Origin of the sequence: Allohahella marinimesophila (assembly GCF_039538005.1) — a bacterium.
Lineage (GTDB): Bacteria > Pseudomonadota > Gammaproteobacteria > Pseudomonadales > Oleiphilaceae > Allohahella > Allohahella marinimesophila.
Window position 1 is genome coordinate 800,806 of record NZ_BAABBO010000001.1, and the last position, 18,120, is coordinate 818,925.

15 protein-coding genes are annotated in these 18,120 nt (G+C 57.4%); 8 read left to right on the forward strand and 7 right to left on the reverse strand.

The features are described 5' to 3' along the window. The first annotated feature begins 30 nt into the window (after positions 1–30). The 3 genes from ABD735_RS03605 (at position 31) to ABD735_RS03615 (ending at position 2,910) form a co-directional block, all read left to right on the forward strand. Complete coding sequence (locus ABD735_RS03605) at positions 31–1,728, forward strand: ABC transporter permease (RefSeq protein ID WP_344803358.1); 1,698 nt, start codon at positions 31–33, stop codon at positions 1,726–1,728. Further along, positions 1,725–2,354 (forward strand): ATP-binding cassette domain-containing protein, encoded by a 630-nt coding sequence (locus ABD735_RS03610; protein WP_344803360.1) that lies wholly within the window; start codon positions 1,725–1,727, stop codon positions 2,352–2,354. Before ABD735_RS03605 ends, ABD735_RS03610 begins: the two co-directional genes overlap by 4 nt. Positions 2,355–2,490: 136 nt before the next feature. Then, the gene (locus tag ABD735_RS03615; protein WP_344803362.1) at positions 2,491–2,910 is read left to right on the forward strand and encodes a GlcG/HbpS family heme-binding protein; all 420 of its coding nucleotides are present in this window, start codon (positions 2,491–2,493) and stop codon (positions 2,908–2,910) included. 28 nt (positions 2,911–2,938) lie between these two features. Here ABD735_RS03615 and ABD735_RS03620 read toward each other — a convergent pair whose 3' ends face one another. Further along, positions 2,939–4,189 carry a cation diffusion facilitator family transporter gene (locus tag ABD735_RS03620; protein WP_344803364.1) on the reverse strand — a complete coding sequence of 417 codons (1,251 nt, stop codon included), beginning with the start codon at positions 4,187–4,189 and terminating at the stop codon, positions 2,939–2,941. Between the two features lie 164 nt (positions 4,190–4,353). Between ABD735_RS03620 and ABD735_RS03625 the strand changes: the two genes are divergently transcribed. Then, positions 4,354–5,739: a mechanosensitive ion channel domain-containing protein gene (locus ABD735_RS03625; protein WP_344803366.1), complete on the forward strand. Its 1,386-nt coding sequence runs from the start codon at positions 4,354–4,356 to the stop codon at positions 5,737–5,739. Here the strand turns inward: ABD735_RS03625 and ABD735_RS03630 are convergent. Continuing rightward, entirely contained in the window at positions 5,736–6,731 is a 996-nt protein-coding gene (locus ABD735_RS03630) for a PPK2 family polyphosphate kinase (RefSeq protein WP_344803368.1), read from the reverse strand. The two genes, ABD735_RS03625 and ABD735_RS03630, sit on opposite strands and share 4 nt — an antisense overlap. Further along, positions 6,667–8,022, reverse strand: a complete 1,356-nt coding sequence (locus ABD735_RS03635; protein ID WP_344803370.1) for an MFS transporter — start codon at positions 8,020–8,022, stop codon at positions 6,667–6,669. Before ABD735_RS03635 ends, ABD735_RS03630 begins: the two co-directional genes overlap by 65 nt. Positions 8,023–8,200: 178 nt before the next feature. Here ABD735_RS03635 and ABD735_RS03640 point away from each other — a divergent pair, with 178 nt between their 5' ends. Next, positions 8,201–9,865, forward strand: coding sequence for a BCCT family transporter (locus ABD735_RS03640; RefSeq protein WP_344803372.1), 1,665 nt, complete (start codon positions 8,201–8,203; stop codon positions 9,863–9,865). A gap of 15 nt (positions 9,866–9,880) precedes the next feature. Here the strand turns inward: ABD735_RS03640 and ABD735_RS03645 are convergent, their stop codons facing one another. The 3 genes from ABD735_RS03645 to ABD735_RS03655 form a co-directional block, all read right to left on the reverse strand. Continuing rightward, positions 9,881–10,252: a hypothetical protein gene (locus ABD735_RS03645; protein WP_344803374.1), complete on the reverse strand. Its 372-nt coding sequence runs from the start codon at positions 10,250–10,252 to the stop codon at positions 9,881–9,883. Positions 10,253–10,330: 78 nt separating this feature from the next. Beyond that, positions 10,331–12,280: an ATP-binding cassette domain-containing protein gene (locus tag ABD735_RS03650; protein WP_344803376.1), complete on the reverse strand. Its 1,950-nt coding sequence runs from the start codon at positions 12,278–12,280 to the stop codon at positions 10,331–10,333. Between the two features lie 5 nt (positions 12,281–12,285). Then, positions 12,286–13,467: a pyridoxal phosphate-dependent aminotransferase gene (locus ABD735_RS03655; protein ID WP_344803378.1), complete on the reverse strand. Its 1,182-nt coding sequence runs from the start codon at positions 13,465–13,467 to the stop codon at positions 12,286–12,288. Positions 13,468–13,572: 105 nt separating this feature from the next. Here ABD735_RS03655 and uvrB point away from each other — a divergent pair, with 105 nt between their 5' ends. The 3 genes from uvrB (at position 13,573) to ABD735_RS03670 (ending at position 17,684) form a co-directional block, all read left to right on the forward strand. Then, positions 13,573–15,591, forward strand: coding sequence for an excinuclease ABC subunit UvrB (gene uvrB / locus ABD735_RS03660; protein WP_344803380.1), 2,019 nt, complete (start codon positions 13,573–13,575; stop codon positions 15,589–15,591). 6 nt (positions 15,592–15,597) lie between these two features. Further along, positions 15,598–16,347 (forward strand): sulfite exporter TauE/SafE family protein, encoded by a 750-nt coding sequence (locus ABD735_RS03665; RefSeq protein WP_344803382.1) that lies wholly within the window; start codon positions 15,598–15,600, stop codon positions 16,345–16,347. Between the two features lie 263 nt (positions 16,348–16,610). Next, positions 16,611–17,684, forward strand: a complete 1,074-nt coding sequence (locus ABD735_RS03670; protein ID WP_344803384.1) for a quinone-dependent dihydroorotate dehydrogenase — start codon at positions 16,611–16,613, stop codon at positions 17,682–17,684. Between the two features lie 88 nt (positions 17,685–17,772). On the opposite strand, the gene rmf is transcribed toward ABD735_RS03670, so the two are convergent. Further along, positions 17,773–17,973: a ribosome modulation factor gene (gene rmf, locus ABD735_RS03675; protein ID WP_344803386.1), complete on the reverse strand. Its 201-nt coding sequence runs from the start codon at positions 17,971–17,973 to the stop codon at positions 17,773–17,775. Between the last annotated feature and the right edge of the window lie 147 nt (positions 17,974–18,120).

Sequence of the window (18,120 nt, forward strand, 5' to 3'; positions counted from 1 at the left end):
CGCAGCTAATGAAATGCGACGGATGACAGCTTGATCCTGCGGCTGATACCAGTAGTCGTCATCGCTATTCTGGTACTGCCGGTTCTGGCAGGCCTCATACTGGCGCTGCTGCCTGCCTTTGGCTATCTGCCAGTATTGGGCGGTGAGCAGTTGACGCTCGAGCCCTGGCTGCGGCTTTTCGCCTCGCCCGGGATCTGGCGCAGCGTTGGCGTCAGCTACGCCACGGCGCTGGTGACGACGGGCCTGTCTCTGCTCATCGTGTTCTGCTTTCTTGCCGCCGTCGGTGCCAGGCAGTCTGGTCGCTGGTCGCTGGACAGCTGGCTGCGTCGGCTTGTCTCGCCATTGCTCTCGGTACCCCATGCCGCTGCGGCTTTCGGCTTTGCCTTTCTCATCATGCCTTCAGGTCTCCTGACCCGCTGGATCTCTCCCGGCCTGACCGGCTGGGAGCGGCCACCCGACCTGCTGATTGTCCACGATAGTCTTGGCCTTTCACTGATGGCCGGTCTGGTGATGAAGGAAGTGCCCTTCCTGCTGTTGATGAGTCTTGCCGCTTTGCCACAGGTCAACGCCGGGCAACGGGTGATCATGGCGCGCTCATTGGGTTACCGGCCAGGCGTGGCCTGGCTAAAGGTGGTGGCGCCAGCACTCTATCCGCTCATTCGCTTACCGGTCTATGCAGTGCTTGCCTTTGCCTCGTCCACGGTCGATGTCGCCATGATATTGGGACCAACCCTGCCACCGACGCTCAGCGTGCAGGTGGTCCAGTGGTTCAACGACCCGGATCTCGGAACCCTATATGTGGCTTCGGCAGGTGCCATTGCCCAACTACTGCTGACGGCCGCAGTGCTGCTGAACTGGTGGTTGTTCGAGCAGTTGGCCAGCCGCCTGCATGCCCTGTGGGTTCGCCGAGGGCATCGCAGCTTCGCTGATCGTTCGATACGAAGCTTTGGGCGTGTGACCATGTCGCTGGTGGTGCTCATGGCCGGTCTCGGTTTTATGGCGCTGGCGCTCAACGCCTTCGCCGGATTCTGGCGTTTCCCGGCAGCCTGGCCTGCCTCGCTGTCTGCAGATGCCTTTTTCCGCGCATTGCCGACGCTGCAGGATCCCTTGCTGACGACGCTTGTGATCGCTGCCGCCGCCACCATCCTCGCCGTCTTGCTGGTTATCGCTGCGCTTGAGCGGGAGCAGCGACTGGGCGTCGCCGCGCCATGGGCATTGTGGCTGCTGTATTTACCTCTGTTAGTACCGCAGATTGCGTTTCTGTCGGGCATAACCGTCAGTGCCGAGGTGATTCAGTCAGGGCCTTCGCTCGCCTTGGTCGCCGCTGGCCATCTTCTCTTCGTTCTGCCATACGTCTATCTTGCGCTGGCGGAATCCTACCGACGTCTTGATCCTCGCTGGAGCCAACTGGCCCGGTCACTCGGGAGTTCGATGAACGGCGTATTCTGGCGCGTTCGCCTGCCGCTGCTGCTGGCGCCGATCTTGACTGCTGCTGCGCTCGGCTTTGCAATCAGCATTTCGCAGTACCTGCCTACACGCCTGCTGGGGGCAGGGCGCATCACGACTGTAACTACCGAGGCAGTCGCTCTGGCAGCTGGCGGCGACAGGCGGCTGATCGGCATCTGGTCACTGGTCCAGGCACTGCTTCCCTTCGTTGGTTTCGCCGTCGCCATTGCCCTGCCAGGCCTGATCTGGCGTAATCGACGGGGGATGAGGGAGATTCAATGAAAGCTCATGAGCTGCATCTGCAGCAGGTCAGGCTCTGCCTGCAGGACAAGTTGCTGCTGGCGCTCGATGCCAGCCTCGCTGGCGGCGAAGTGCTGACGATAATGGGGCCCTCGGGGTCAGGCAAGTCCACTCTCCTGGCCCACGTGGCGGGCTTTCTGCCACCGGCTTTCCGGGCCAGCGGAAAAGTGATGTTGGATGATGAAGACATCACGTCTGTGTCTGCCGAGCGATCAGGGGTGGGGCTGCTGTTTCAGGACCCTCTGCTTTTCCCGCATCTGAGCGTGGCCGGCAATCTGCGTTTCGGTCTCGTCCCCGGGCATCCAAAGCCGCAGATGCGCGTTGAACAGGCATTGGCAGAAATCGGGCTGAGTGGATTCGGCAGCCGTGATCCTGAGACACTTTCCGGTGGTCAGCGGGCACGCGTATCGCTGATGAGGCTACTGCTCTCGGAGCCGAGAGCAGTGTTGCTGGACGAGCCATTTTCGAAACTCGACCGGAGTCTGCGCGCGGAGATGCGCCAGCTGGTTTTTGAACATCTGACCAGTCGGGGACTTCCCACCATTCTTGTCACCCATGATCATGAAGATGCGGAAGCCGCCAGAGGCCGCGTTATCGAACTTTTTTGAATCTGGGTGTGCCCAGAGGCAACCGGTTGACTCAGCCCGGGCGACGTTCACGAGCAGGCTGATTTATCTGCTGGACTTTGTCTCTCAGCACAACGATGATCCAGTCAGGTATTTTTATTCCAGAGGATTCGACGATATGCTCACCATCAGCCGACTTGACCAGAATGACGCCCGCAAGCTCATTGAGGGTGCCCGAGCCAAGGCCATGGATATCAAGGTGCCCATGTGTATTGCGGTCACCGATGAGTCGGGCAACCTGCTGGCCTTCGAGCGAATGGATGGCGGCAAGATCACCAGTATCACTGTGGCACAGGACAAGGCCTTTACGGCTGCAGCGGCGCGCAAGGCTACACATGAATACAACGCTGCCTGCGTACCCGGTAACCTGGTGTTCGGTATTCATACCTCGATGGGTGGCCGCCTCTGTGTGGTGGGCGGCGGGCTACCTGTTTCGGTAGAGGGTGCTGTCGTGGGTGGCATCGGTATCAGCTCGGGAACACCGCAGCAGGACATGGATTGCGCGCAGGCCGGCATTGATCACTTCCTGAAGGGCTGAGGCTGACAGTCCGCCCAGCGGAGTCGTCTTACCCACGCCACCAGATTCTGATGTCACTGACTCCGAGTGCCTGCAGGCAACTTGCTAATGCGGTCTTTACATCATCGGCATCGAACGCCGGTGCCGCAGCTGTCATGGCCGGGGATGAAGCATTAATCCTGATGAGCAGCTCAGCTTCGACCTGATGATTCAGGTAGTGCAGCTGCAATCGTTCGAGAACCAGTTGGTCATCGTATTCAGCAAGCTGCTCGCGGACCTTCGATTCGATCTGGCGTCGATCCGGCAGTTTGTCCGCCGCCGCAAGGTACTTCTTGTGCACAGACATTCGTTGCTTCAGTTCCGCGTTATTGCCTTCAATGTCGACATGACAGGTGACATCAGCGATTTCCGGATGGGCATTCCTCAGAGCGCGTGTTGTCAGCACTCCGATATGATGGCCTTCGGAGGCACTGGCATAGGGCGCCACCTGTATGTGAACGTCTACCAGGGTTTCGGCCCCCACGGCTCGCGCTCGCAGGAAATGGAGGCCTTCCACGCCTTCAACTGCCTCGGCCGTTCGCGAAAATGCAAGACTGGACTCTTCGGGCACCGCGGTTTCGACGAGTTGTCTAAGACCTGATAGTGACAAACGCCAGCCCACATGGCCCACCAGAACCGCAATGACGATGGCGGCCACGATATCAAGCCAGAGCACCCCTGCCATCGCTCCGCCAGCGGCCAGCAGAACCGCTATGGAGCTAAATGCATCCGTTCGTGAGTGCCAGGCGTTCGCAATGATGAGATCGGAACGGAACTCTTCGCCAACCTTGCGTGTCGCCCGATAGATCCATTCCTTGGATACGATGGAAATGGCAGCTACCACCAGCACCGGCCATTCGGGCTCCTGAAGATGAGTGGCATAGAGTAGGCGCATTACGCTATCCCAGGCCAACGCGCCCGCCACACCTATGAGCAGGCTGCCCATAAGCACTGAACCTACGGTTTCAAATTTGCCGTGACCGTAAGGGTGATCGTCATCCGGGGCTTTGCCAGCAACATGCGCTAGCACCAGTACGAGCACGTCCGAGAGCGCGTCGGACAGCGAATGAATACCGTCGGCTATCAGGCCATAAGAGTGGCCGATGGTGCCGACGACAATCTTGGCGGCGCCGAGTGCGAGGTCCAGGACCATTCCGATGAGCGTGATGCGCTGCAGGGCTTTCGATCGCTTCACCGACTTCGAGACCGGGCCACCCTGTTTCGGCCGTTTGATATCACTGGTGCTGGCTTTGATGTTCATTGTTATATTCGCTGAATAGTCAGTTTTCATTATCGGCGTATCGACATTTATTGCAACGCCGGATCGGGAGGGGCATGACTGCTAAGATCGGAGCCTGGCCAGTAAGCGTAACCAGTCTCTGGGGCGCAATGATCACTGATGCCTCATCTTCCGGAGGAAAATGCTTGTCCTTATCAAAGCCAATATATAACTGTCTGCAAAAGGTGACCTTGCTCTTGCTCCTGCTCCTGACGCTGAGTACAGGCGCGTATGCAGAAATAGAAGTGGCCGAGGGCTCGCTTGATGGTGATCTTTACAGCAATCCATCGCAACATGACGCCAATATCTCGAAAAGACTGAAGCGCATTTACGCCCAGTTTCCTGGTTTGGCCGAAGTGGAGGTCAAGGTAGACGCCGGGGTGGTCACACTGTCGGGCAATGTTCTCGCCAAGGATGTCGCCGTGAAGGCTGCTGAGATTGCGGGGCGTCTACCGCAGGTGGTGGCAGTGAACAATACCTTGCAGCAGGAGTCTGCCATTGGCGAGCGCGTGAACCCGGCGCTTGAAAAGGCACGGAGTCTTCTCACTGCCTTCATCACCTGGCTGCCCCTGGTCCTGGCGGCGCTGCTGTGGCTTGGTGTCTTCTTCTGGCTTGCCCGCGTGGTGTCAAAGCTGGACCGGCTATTCGGCCGTGTGACGCCGAATATTTTCGTAGCACGAATTGCCGCTCAGATTGCCGGTATGCTGACCTTTATCTTCGGCCTCTACACCGTGCTCGAGCTTTTCGGCGCGACCGCCATTCTGGGCACCTTACTCGGCGCTGCGGGTGTGGTTGGTCTGGCATTGGGTTTCGCACTCAAGGACAGTGTGGAAAACTTCATATCCTCGCTCATGCTCAGTGTTCGGCAGCCATTTTCAGCCAATGACCTGGTCAGGATCGATGAATATCAGGGTTTTGTGTCGAGGCTGACTACGCGAGCCACCATACTGCTCACCTTCGAAGGCAACCATGTGAGATTGCCGAACTCGCTCGTGTTCAAGGCCGTGATCATAAACTATACGCGTCACGCCCAGCGGCGCTTTGATTTTGTGGTCGGCGTCTCCACAGACATCGACCTCAATCACGCCGAAACCCTGGCGCTCGATACCCTGGATGGCATGGAGGGCGTACTGAAAGATCCGAAACCACAGGCGCTCATTGAAGCACTCGGAGATTCGAACGTAGTGCTGCATATCTACGCGTGGATCGACCAGACGCAGTACAGTTATGTCAAGGTGAAAAGTGAGGCAATCCGCTTGATCAAGGTCTGCTTCGACGAAGCTGAAATTGGCATGCCAGAACCTACTTATAATCTGAAGTGGCTCGGTGCCAAAGGGATCACGCTGAGTGAGGCGCCTGAGGCAGAGGCGCCAAGCCGACCCAAGCCGCCCCAAGCGTCCCCAGTCGCGGAGAGCCGCCCGAAAGGCGCTGCCGACCTCAGGCCTGAAACGGATATCAAGCAGCAGCTCGACGCCGATCAGGCGTCTAACGATGAAAACCTGCTCGATGACAATGCGAAAAAGGAAATCTAGTCCTCGCTGGTCAGGCGGGTTCTTGCTGCCTCGAGCCCTGCCTTCTCGACGTCATCGAGTTCCGGCCAGCTCGGGTTGAGACGCTCCATCGCTGCCACTATAGTCTCCGCAACCTTGAGCCGCATGTATGGTTTGCTGTCGGCGGGAATGGCATACCACGGGGCCCATGGCTTTGCAGTCCGGCTGAAGACGTCTTCGTAAGCCGCTTCGTAGGCTGGCCACTGATCACGTGTGTCCAGGTCTCCCGCTTCGAATTTCCAGTTTTTTCGTGCCTTGTCGATTCGTGATAGCAGGCGCTGTTTCTGCTCTTCGCGACTGACGTTCAGGAAGAACTTCAACACCAGTACGCCCTGTCTGGCCAGGTACTGCTCATGGGCCGCTATGGCAGTGAAGCGGTCTTCCCAGAACTGCACATCGACTTCCACGGTGCCGTCAGGGTGCTCTGAAACGCCGGGCACGCGCTGGGGTAGCAAGAGCTCCTGATTCACCCGGACGGTCAGTACTTCTTCATAATAACTGCGGTTGAAAATACCTATCTTGCCCTTCGCAGGCAGGGCAGCTACAGCTCGCCAGAGAAAGTCTTGGTCGAGCTCGGTCGATGTGGGGCGGCCAAAACTGGTCTCTGAGACCCCAGCTGGATTCACGCCCGTCATTACGTGTCGAATTGTGCTGTCCTTGCCTGCGGCGTCCAGGGCCTGGAAAATCAACAGCACTGAAAAACGCTTGTCGGCGAAGAGCTTTCGCTGAAGGTCGTGAAGCGCCTCCACCTGCACCTGCAGTCGTTCTTTGAGCTCGTCCTTGGGCAGAGCCCCATCCTTGTCAACTGGCGAGGTGCTGAGCGCCCGCATGGATAGGCGCCCATCGAAAGGGAGGAGAAACGGATTGGTAATGGGATCTATCAGTGTAAAGGCCATGACGGCAGCACTCTCAGTGGTCGTTCCGGCGTCTTGCCGGATGATCTTGGTCAGCAGCAGAATGATTCTGCCCGACATCAACATCGTGATGATCGTGATGCCGACGCTCGTATTCAGGCATCACTGGTGTAATCTCAGGAAATTCCGAGCGTGGGTCGATTTCTGCCATGATCGGTGTGTTCGGTATCGAGAGCGTGTGGCTGAAGTGCTCAGTGAGCGGTACCGCTTCGCGACGGGTTCGACGATACAGCAGGAAGACCACCGTGAACGCACATACGACACTAAAGAATGCGAAGAGTCCGAGTGGCCCTCGTACTTCGATGAAAAATGGCGCCATCGTGGGGCCGACCATGGCCCCGATACTGTAGGCGATCAATAGCCCCTGGTTCACACTCATGACCATCGACGGTTCAACTTCATCACAGGCATGGCTGAGGCTGATAGGGTACATGGAGAACATGGTGCCACCGAGCAGAAAAATGAAGCTGGCGGTGAGCCAGAAATTTTCGGTCGGTGCTGCCCAGACGAAAAATATGGAGATGACCATAGTGATGCCGAACAACGCAGCCAATATGATTCTGCGATCGGTAAGGTCTGACATTCTTCCAATCGGATACTGTAGTGCCATGCCGCCTATGATGACGATAGCCATCATGTTGGCTGTATTGGCAAGATCGTAACCAGACCCGGCAAAGAACAGTGGTAGCAGGCCATACAGCGCCCCCAGCAGCAGCCCCGAAGCGAAACTCGAGGTAATGCCCGCAGGCGTTATGCGAAGCAGGCGACCCAGGGGCAGGCTCTTGCCAACTTCGAGTATCGGCATGTTTACCCGAGCCAGTGCCAGCGGCACGACGGAGAGCGATGCTGAGATGGCGCAGATGGCAAATGGTACCAGTGTGTTCAAATCGACGTTTTTCAGCACCATCTGACCAAGGGCCATCGATCCGTAGAAGAGGATCATATAGGCCGCCATCACCTGGCCACGTTTCACAGAGGGTGTAGTGACCAGTATCCAGGACTCGATGACGACCAGAAGTCCCCCTGAGGCGAATCCTCCCAGGAAGCGCATCAGTGCCCAAAACTCGGGAACGACCACAAGCCCGAGTAGAAGCGTGATGGCGGCCAGAATGGAGGCATAAGCTGCGAAGGCCCGTATATGGCCGACACTCACGATCAGACGAGCGTTGACGAAGGTGCCGACAATCAGGCCGGCGAAGTAGGCTGAGCTCACCAGGCCTATCCAGGTACTGGAGACGCCTTCAGCGGAGAGCCTGACAGTGACTAGCGTGGACAACACCCCATGACCGAGCGAATAGATGGCTAGGCTGATGAGTGGAAAGAGAATGCCTGGTAACTTCGGAACCTTCATATAGGCTTGTCTTCCTGACTTTTTGAATCTGGATGACTGCAGTACGTGCAGATGAGGCAAGGAAGTTTATGCAAGCAGGCTTAATATTGCTACCGTATGTACCCTTCTTCTGGCTGGCATACCCTGCCCAGCAGATATCAATCAGTTCAAGATCGGTAAAATGGAGTGGTAGAGCAGCGTGAACAAGGGTAAGCAGCAAGACATTGAGCAGGTGGACGAGTCGAACACGCCGGTTACCCGCAACGGCGATTGTGCCGAGACCATAACGCCTCCAGTTGTGGGCGATTACCCGAATGCACAAGACCAGATGGAGGTCCTGGGTCTAGAGATGCATGCGCCGGTTTTCTTCCTGAGCGCAGCCGTGATTCTCGTATTCGTCATGCTGGCCATCGTTGCGCCGGTCCAGACTGACCTGCTGTTTTCGCAGACCATGACATGGACGATCGAGCATTTCGATTGGCTGTTCAGCTTTACAGCCGATGTCGTCGTGGTGTTCTGCCTGCTATTGATCGTTCTGCCAATCGGCAGTATCCGACTCGGTGGCGTAGACGCCAGCGCCGAATACTCGGTGCTGTCCTGGTTTGCAATGCTGTTCGCCTGTGCCATGGGCATCGGGCTCATGTACTGGAGTGTTGCAGAACCGATTTCGCACTATCTCGGCCACGATGGCACTCCGCTTGGTGTAGCGCCCGCGACGCCTGAGGCTGCTGACCTCGCCATGGGCGCTACACTTTATCACTGGGGCTTCCACCCCTGGGCCATGTATGGTCTGGTGGCCCTGGCTCTGGGCTTCTTTGCTTTTAACCGCGGGCTTCCGCTGACCTTGCGCTCCGCGTTTTATCCGCTGCTCGGCAAGCGTATCTGGGGTTGGCCAGGTGATATCATCGATAGCACGGCGGTCATTGCCACCGTGTTCGGTCTGGCGACATCTCTGGGTTTTGGCGCCAGGCAAATAAGCGCAGGGCTGAACTTTCTGTTTGGCACGCCCAATACCGTTCCAGTCCAGCTGGGTATTATCGTAGCGATAACGCTGCTGGTCGTGGTGTCGATGATTTTCGGTATCAAACGTGGCATCAGGCGGGTCAGCCAGCTCAACCTGCTGATCGCAGTCGTGCTGGCAGCCTTCGTTTTTGCCGCCGGCCCCTCTCTGGCCATCATCGCCGTGGGGGCCGACAGCCTCATTTCCTATGTGCAGCACAGTGGCGCGTTAAGCCTCTGGTTCGATCGTGACGATGAAGCCTGGTACCACCAGTGGACGGTGTTCTACTGGGCCTGGTGGATCTCCTGGACACCATTTGTAGGGCTTTTCGTGGCTCGTATCTCTCGTGGTCGCACCATTCGACAATGCCTCGTGGCCATGCTCGTTATTCCAAGTATCCTGACCTTCATGTGGCTGACGATATTCGGGGGGAGTGCAATACTGCAGTTGCAGGCTGGCGGTAGTGAACTGCAGGCGCTGGGCAATCAGCCGTCACTGGCGCTTTTCACCATGCTGAAGACGCTGCCGTGGTCTGAGGTGACCGTTGTGCTGGGTCTTCTGGCCGTGGTCGTATTTTTCGTCAGTTCTTCTGATTCCGCGAGTCTGGTAGCGGATTCGCTGTCGTCGGGCGGTGCCCTGGATTCGTCGACATCGCAACGTGTTTTCTGGGCCACTCTGGAAGGGCTCATCGCATCGATGTTGCTGGTCGGGGGTGGGACGCTTGCTCTGGACGCCTTGCATGCGGGTGCAATCACGACAGCATTGCCCTTTACGATAGTTCTGCTGCTGATGTGCGGTAGTCTGGCTATAGGGCTTCTGGAGGAATGGCGCCTGCTCCGGCAGCGCAGGCGCTCAGTCATATGATGCGATCGGGTCTTCTTATTCCATGCGGTCTGTAGTGTCCTGATCGTTCGGATCGTCACGCATGGCTTCGTTGGCCTCATTGCCCATGTCCTGCATGGCGTCGCCGGCATCCGAGGCCATTTCGCCCGTCTTGTTGAGGGCGGACTGGCCCAACTCCTTCGCGCGCGCGCCGGCATCGCTGAGGCTGTCACCAGCGCGGTCGATGAACTCGCCCGTTTCTTCAGCTGCTTCACCTGCCATACGCTTCCCGCTCTCGACCATGTCCTCGGTCGCGCGAGAAAGATCCTCGCCCGCTCGATCCATGTCTTCGGCCGACTCTCCACAGCCGACGAGGGCCATACCCAGTGCCAGTACGCTACCCGTCAGAACCTGTCTGGTGTAGTGCATATCGTGTCTCCTTTCAGCTTATATGATAGTTCACTACGTTATTGAGCCGCTCTGGCTCACTCCCGACGAGCCGGCAAGCTACATCGATTCGAGCTCGAGCCAGCGTTCCATGGCGGACGCGAGTTCTGCCTCCAGTCGTGCCAGCTTGTCAGTATCCTTGTTGATCTCATTCTGCTGTCTGGCGAAGAAACCCGGTTCGGCCATTGCCAGTTGCATGGCGGTGATCGATGTTTCCAGGGTTTCAATCTGCACAGGCAACTGCTGTAACTCGCGCTCCAGTTTGTAACTCAGCTTCTTTTTCGGCTCAGGTTTCTGTGCGGACGCGGGCGAAGCAGCGGCCGATTTTGCCGGGACACTGTCAGCCTGAGTGTTATCAGCGGCTGAGGTGTCGTCAGCAAGACTCTCCAGCCCACTGTTGGCGGCGGTAAAGCCATGTCCCTGACGAACCCAGTCGGTATAGCCGCCAACATATTCCTTGAAGCGGCCCTGGCCTTCGTAGGCGAGGGTGCTGGTCACCACCTGATCGAGAAATTCCCGGTCGTGGCTCACCAGCAGCAGCGTACCCTTGTACTCGGTCAGCAACTCTTCGAGCATTTCCAGTGTTTCGACATCCAGATCGTTGGTCGGTTCGTCCATCACCAGGAGGTTCGCGGGCTGGGTGAACAGCTTGGCCAGCAGCACACGGTTCCGTTCGCCACCAGAGAGCGCCGAAAGCGGGGTTCGCGCTCGGGCAGGGGGGAACAGGAAGTCACCGAGGTAGCCAATGATATGCTTGCGCTTGCCATTGATCTCGATGAAATCCTGGCCACCACTGACGTTATCGATAACGGTCTTCTTCGGATCCAGCTGGTTGCGCAACTGGTCGAAGTAGGCAATCTGCAACTTGGTGCCGTGCCTGATCTTGCCGGCATCTGGCGTGAGATCGCCCAGCAGCAGCTTCAATAGTGTGGATTTGCCACAGCCGTTACTGCCGACGATACCGATGCGGTCGCCGCGCTGTATCTGCAGCTTGAGGTTTTTCACCACCGGCGTATCAGTGCTGCTCGCGTTGTAGCTATAGGTGACGCCTTCGGCCTCGATCACCAGTTTGCCGCTCTTGTCAGCATTTTCGAGCTCGATGTTGGCCTTGCCCAGCTGCTCACGACGTTGTGAGCGCTCCACCCGTAAGGCTTTCAGTGCGCGTACGCGACCTTCGTTCCTGGTGCGTCGAGCCTTGATGCCCTGACGGATCCAGACTTCCTCCTCAGCCAGGCGCTTGTCGAACAGTGCCTGTTCCGTGGCCTCATCCTGCAGGCGTTTTTCCCGCTGCTCGAGATACTCGGGGTAACTCGCACTGACTGAATAGATGTTGCCACGATCGAGCTCAAGTACGCGGTTGACCACATTCGCCAGAAAGCGGCGATCGTGCGTCACGACGATGACGGCGCCACGGAAATTGCGGATAAAGCCTTCCAGCCATTCGATCGCCGGGATGTCGAGGTGGTTCGTAGGCTCATCGAGCAGCAGCAGATCCGGATCGGACACCAGTGCGCGCCCCAACAGGGCACGTCGGCGCCAGCCGCCTGACAGCGACTTCAAGGTGACCTCTGGCTTGAGGCCAAGCTGGGTGATGATGGCTTCCACCTTGGTCTCGAGCTGCCAGGCATTCAGGGCTTCCATGCGCGACTGCACGACAGACAGGGCTTCCAGGCCCTTTTCGTCGAGCTCGCTATGCGAGAGTTCGTGAAACCTGGTAATCAGCTCACCGGCTTCAGCCAGGCCACCAGCCACGAGTTCGAATACCGTCGTGTCAGTACGTTCCGGCAGGTCCTGGTCCAGTACGCCGACATTGATCGCATCCAGACCACGGATCTCACCGCTGTCCGGCTCCGCCTGTTTAGACAGCAGGCGCAGCAGGGTGGATTTGCCCTCGCCATTGCGCCCCACGAGCGCGACTTTTTCACCCCGCTCGATCACAACCGAGACGTTGTCGAGCAGGGGGTTCATTCCATAAGCGAGAGAAATCTGATCCAAATGCAGTAATGGCATATCTATTAATTACCCAGACTTTGCAGACGTTGCATGGCTTTTTCGAGGTTGCCCATGCTTGTGGCGAAAGATATTCGCAGATGGCCCGGCGTACCGAAGGCAGAGCCTGGTACTAAAGCCACGCCGTTCTTCACCAGCAGATGTTCGGCGAGTTCGACATCGCTGGCCATGCCCAGTCGCTCCATCACGCCCTGAAAACCGGGAAAGCTGTAGAAGGTGCCATCAGATTCAGGGCAGTTCACGCCTGGAATGGCGTTGAGTGCCTCGACGATATAATCATGACGTTCCTTGAATGCTTTCAGCATCGGCTGAATGCAATCCTGGCTACCGTTCAGCGCTGCCACTGCAGCAGCCTGTGAAATGGAAGCAGGATTCGACGTGCTCTGTGACTGCACTTTCTTCATGGCATTGATCAGCTTCAGCGGGCCGCCGGCGTATCCGATACGCCAACCCGTCATGGAGTAGGCTTTCGACACGCCGTTAAGCACGACTGTTCGGTCGATCAATTCGGGCGCGACGTCCAGCAAATTGCAGAAGCCTTCCTCGTTCCATAGCAAATGCTCATACATGTCATCAGTGGCAATCAGCACCTGCTCGTGCTTTTTCAGCACCTCGGCAAGCGCTGTGAGTTCCTGACGCGTATAGGCCACGCCGCTAGGGTTGGATGGGCTGTTGATGACGAAAAGCCGGGTCTTTGGCGTGATCGCCTGTTCGAGTTGCTCAGCTGTAATCTTGAAGCGAGCTTCGACAGTGGTGTCGATGAATACCGGCTTGCCGCCCGAAATCAGGACCATATCCGGATAAGACACCCAGTAGGGTGCCGGAATGATGACTTCGTCACCAGGATTGAGCAGCGCGAGCGACAGGTTGAAGAAACTCTGTTTGCCCCCACATGACACCAGTATCTGATTGGCTTCGTAATTGAGCTTGTTGTCGCGCTTGAACTTATCGATGATCGCGTGCTTCAGCTCGGGCGTGCCATCGACGGCGGTGTATTTGGTGCGACCGTCTCTGATCGCCTTGATCGCCGCTTCCTTGATATGCTCTGGCGTATCAAAGTCCGGCTCACCGGCGCCAAGTGCGATGACATCATGACCAGCTGCCTTGAGCTCGGCAGCGCGGTTGGTCACGGCGAGTGTAGGCGAGGGTTTGATGCTGTTGACACGATCCGACAACTGAATTTCCACGCAGGCGGTCCTTTCTTGATGATTGAGAGTAGGGTGGTAACACTGGGCGAAATTGTAACATCAGGCCAATTGCATCGATAGCGCCTGACACGGATTGAAGGAAGTATGAAATCATTTGAACTGAAGAGTACCTATGAACCAGCGGGCGACCAGCCTCAGGCCATAGCCAAACTCGTAGAGGGCCTGAACGACGGCCTGAGTCACCAGACCCTGCTCGGTGTCACCGGTAGCGGCAAGACCTACACCATGGCCAATGTCATCTCGCAGGTGAACCGGCCGACCATGGTACTGGCGCACAACAAGACGCTGGCGGCGCAGCTCTATGGCGAGTTCAAGGAGTTCTTCCCCAACAATGCGGTCGAATATTTCGTCTCCTACTATGACTATTACCAGCCAGAAGCTTATGTGCCGTCATCGGATACCTTCATAGAGAAGGATTCGTCAGTCAACGAGCACATCGAACAGATGCGACTCTCCGCCACGAAAGCACTGATGGAGCGCCGGGACGTCATCATCGTCGCGACTGTTTCGTGCATCTATGGCCTGGGCGATCCGAAATCCTACATGAAGATGATGCTGCACCTCGATCGTGGCGACACCATCGACCAGCGCACCATCGTCAGGCGGCTCGCAGAGCTGCAATACAAGCGTAATGACGTCGAGCTGCACCGCGCCAATTACCGGGTGAGGGGGGATGTCATCGACGTGTTCCCGGCGGAGTCCGAAAGCGAAGCGCTGCGTATCGAGCTTTTCGATGATGAGGTGGAGTCGCTGTCATGGTTCGATCCCTTGACCGGCGAGGTCATTCGCAAGGTGCCGCGAGCGACGATCTATCCGAAAACGCACTATGTCACCCCTCGCCAGATCATTCTGGATGCCATCAGCGGCATCAAGGCCGAGCTGACCGAGCGCCTGAAGAACATGCGCGACAACCATCGCCTGCTCGAAGCCCAGCGGCTCGAGGAACGCTGCCGCTACGATCTCGAAATGATGCAGGAGCTGGGCTATTGCAACGGCATCGAGAACTACAGCCGCTATCTCTCAGGCCGTGCGACGGGCGAGCCACCACCGACCCTGTACGACTATCTCCCGGCCGATGCGCTGCTGATCATCGATGAATCCCATGCGACAGTACCGCAGATCGGTGCGATGTATCGTGGAGACCGCTCGCGCAAGGAAACATTGGTGGAATATGGCTTCCGCTTGCCCTCGGCGCTGGACAACAGGCCCTTGCGTTTCGACGAATGGGAGCGGACCGCGCCCCAGACTATTTTTGTATCGGCTACGCCGAGCAAGTATGAGGCCGAGCATCAGAGCCAGATCGTTGAACAGGTGGTGCGGCCCACAGGTCTGATCGACCCGGTGATCGAGATCCTGCCAGCGAAAACGCAGGTGGATGATCTGATGGGCCAGATCAGGACCACCGTAGCGCGACAGGAGCGTGTGTTGGTGACGGTACTGACCAAACGGATGGCGGAGGATCTCACAGACTATCTGATGGAGCATGGGATCCGCGTACGCTACCTGCATTCCGATATTGATACCGTTGAGCGGGTCGAGATCATCAGGGATCTCAGGCTAGGCGTATTCGACGTCCTCGTCGGCATCAACCTGCTGAGAGAAGGTCTCGATATGCCCGAAGTCTCGCTCGTAGCTATTCTCGACGCCGACAAGGAAGGCTTCCTGCGCAGTGATCGCTCGCTGATACAGACCATCGGCCGAGCTGCGCGAAATCTTCGTGGGCGCGCCATCCTGTATGCAGACAAGATCACCGACAGCATGCAGCGGGCCCTCGACGAGACAGACCGCCGCCGTACCAAGCAGATCGAGCACAATCTCGAGCACGGCATCACGCCAACAGCGCTTGACAAGAACGTACAGGACATCATGGAGGGCGCGTACAACCCAGGCAAGAAGAAGGGTACAGCGCAGCGTAAGGTGGCCGAGCCAAGCATGGATTACACTGGGCCGGATATTTTACCGGATGATCCAAAACAGGCCATGAAGGCGCTCAAGGCGCTTGAAGACGCCATGTATGAAGCTGCGAGAAATCTCGAATTTGAAAAGGCCGCGCAGCTTCGCGACAAGTTGCAGAAGATCAAGACCAACAGTCTGATGGCCTGACGTACCATGAATTCGCTGTTGCCAGAGATGATGTCGATCATCGATCTCATCGTACTGACGGCGGCGAGTTTCGTCGGTTCGGTCCTGACCGCTGCTCTCGGTGTCGGCGGTGGATCGCTGTTGGTCATCATCATGGCCGGCCTGGTGCCTCCGCTGGCGCTCATCCCATTACATGGTCTGGTGCAGATGGGCTCGAATGCCAGCCGAGCGGTGCTCACTCGCGAGCAACTCGATCGATCTCAGGCCATGTTCTTCGCAATAGGCGCGGTAGTCGCTTCCATTCTGGCCGTAGCGCTGCTGGTGCGTATGGATCAGCGCTGGATTCCCGTCATCATTTCGCTCTTCATCCTCTACCTGTGCTGGGGAAAAGTGCCCCAGCTGGGACTGCGCAGTCCAATTGGTCTGCTGACCGGCGGACTGCTGACTACGCTGGCGACCATGCTCGTCGGCGCGACGGGTCCGCTGGTCTCGGCCTGGATCGGACGTTCGGGATTGGATAAATGGCGCTACACCGCGCTGTTCTCAACCTGCATGACGACACAGCATGGTCTGAAGATTCTGGTCTTTGGCCTGGCTGGTTTCAGCTTCATGCCGTGGCTCACAGTGCTCGCCTGCATGATCTTCGCAGCCTGGTTCGGCACCAGGGTCGGACTTCGTGTTCTTCAACATGTCAATGAAGATCGTTTCAAATTCTGGTTCAAATTGGTGCTGACAGGGCTTGCATTTCGAACTTTATACACGTCCTTTTTTTCCTGAGTGCGGCCCGCAAACGGTGTGGGTAAAAATCGAACGATCTGCGCCAAAGCCGCGTCGCAGTAGGCTCCGGCACGTTGCTCTTGTGATACACACAAAGTTATCCACAGAATTCGTGGATAAGTGACAGTACTGAAACATTCCCTGTCCGCAGGGTGACACACTCTGTCCTTTCGTCTTCGCGATGGCATCGTTATACTCCCGCCTCGACACGAGCCGGGCGGCTGGTGCGGGGGTAGGAAAAGCAGCGAAAAGGAGAGCAGCGAATGATGAGTGCTCTGGCAAGAATGTATCCGTGGATGAGAAACTTCCTGTTCCGGCTTGATGCGGAGCAATCCCACGACAAGGCGCTGGCGGGGCTGCGTTTCATGCAGCGTACCGGACTTCTGAAAAAGCTTGCTCGGGGTTCAGTGGCTGGTCAGCCTGGCGTCATCAAGGTGATGGGGCTGGACTTTCCGAACAGGGTTGGCCTCGCTGCAGGGCTGGACAAGGACGGCGAGTGTATCGACGCGTTCGGTTCACTCGGTTTCGGCTTCATCGAAGTGGGGACGGTTACGCCAAAGCCACAGGTGGGTAGCGACAAGCCTCGAATGTTCAGGCTCGAAGACCGTCAGGCCATCATCAACCGCATGGGCTTCAATAACCTTGGTGTGGAAAAGCTGGTGTCTCGCCTTCAGGCGCGAAATTGGCCCGGCATAGTCGGCGTGAATATCGGCAAGAACAAGGATACTCCGGCAGAGTCGGCTCACATCGATTATCTTGACTGTTTTCGCGCCGTCCACAGTGTGGCCGACTACGTCACGATCAACCTCTCATCCCCCAATACGCCTGGCCTGAGAGCACTGCAGTTTGGTTCGGCACTGGATCAATTGCTCGAAACAATGAAGGCGGAGCAGGCGCGCCTCGAAAAGCAATCAGGCCGCTATGTGCCCTTGGCCCTCAAGATTGCACCCGACCTAACGCATGAAGAAGTCCAGAGCGTGGCCGTTCAGGCTCACCGTGCTGGTATAGACGCCCTGATTGCGACAAATACCACGCTGTCGCGGCAGGGCGTCGAGGCGGCCCAGCATGCGCGGGAAATTGGAGGATTGAGCGGTGCGCCCCTGACTGCTCGGGCAGATGAATTGTTGCAGTGGCTGGTCACAGCCTTGCGCGAGGTCGATTCAGATATGCCGGTTATTGCATCTGGCGGTATCATGACGCCTTCAGACGCCGCGGCCAAACTGCAGCGTGGTGCTGCTCTGGTGCAGGTGTATACCGGATTTATTTACGCAGGACCTGCGCTGGTGGAAGCTATAGCGGATCTTGATATGGGGCAGCCCGGAGACCGGGCTGCCTGACGACGCGACAATGGGTGGGTGGAGATGTCAGCCTGGACCTGTCTGGCCAGGGAAAGTCGCTAATCGTCGGTGCTTACTGGCTGCCTGATCAGCCGTGCAGGGTATGTTGTTTGTGAAGTCCGGAAACTCCGGTGAGTCCATCCCAATTATCCGCGCGGCCGTCACGCCAGCCGCTCATCCATGTATCGTGATTTGTGTCTGGACAAAGATCTTTTGAACGACCCGATACGCCGACCTGATAGCCCTTCGAGTAAGCCCGTTCAGACATGTCACGCTTCTGTCTCTTCATTATTTCCATTCCTCACGATCTGGTAAATTGAACATTCGATGCCGACAAAGCTCGAATTCCTGATGCCCTTTATGGCTGCCCCCGGTGAGGACCGGAGCGCTCGAATCGGGCCTTGTCAGACATGGCGGAGGACCATTGCCATTGCGG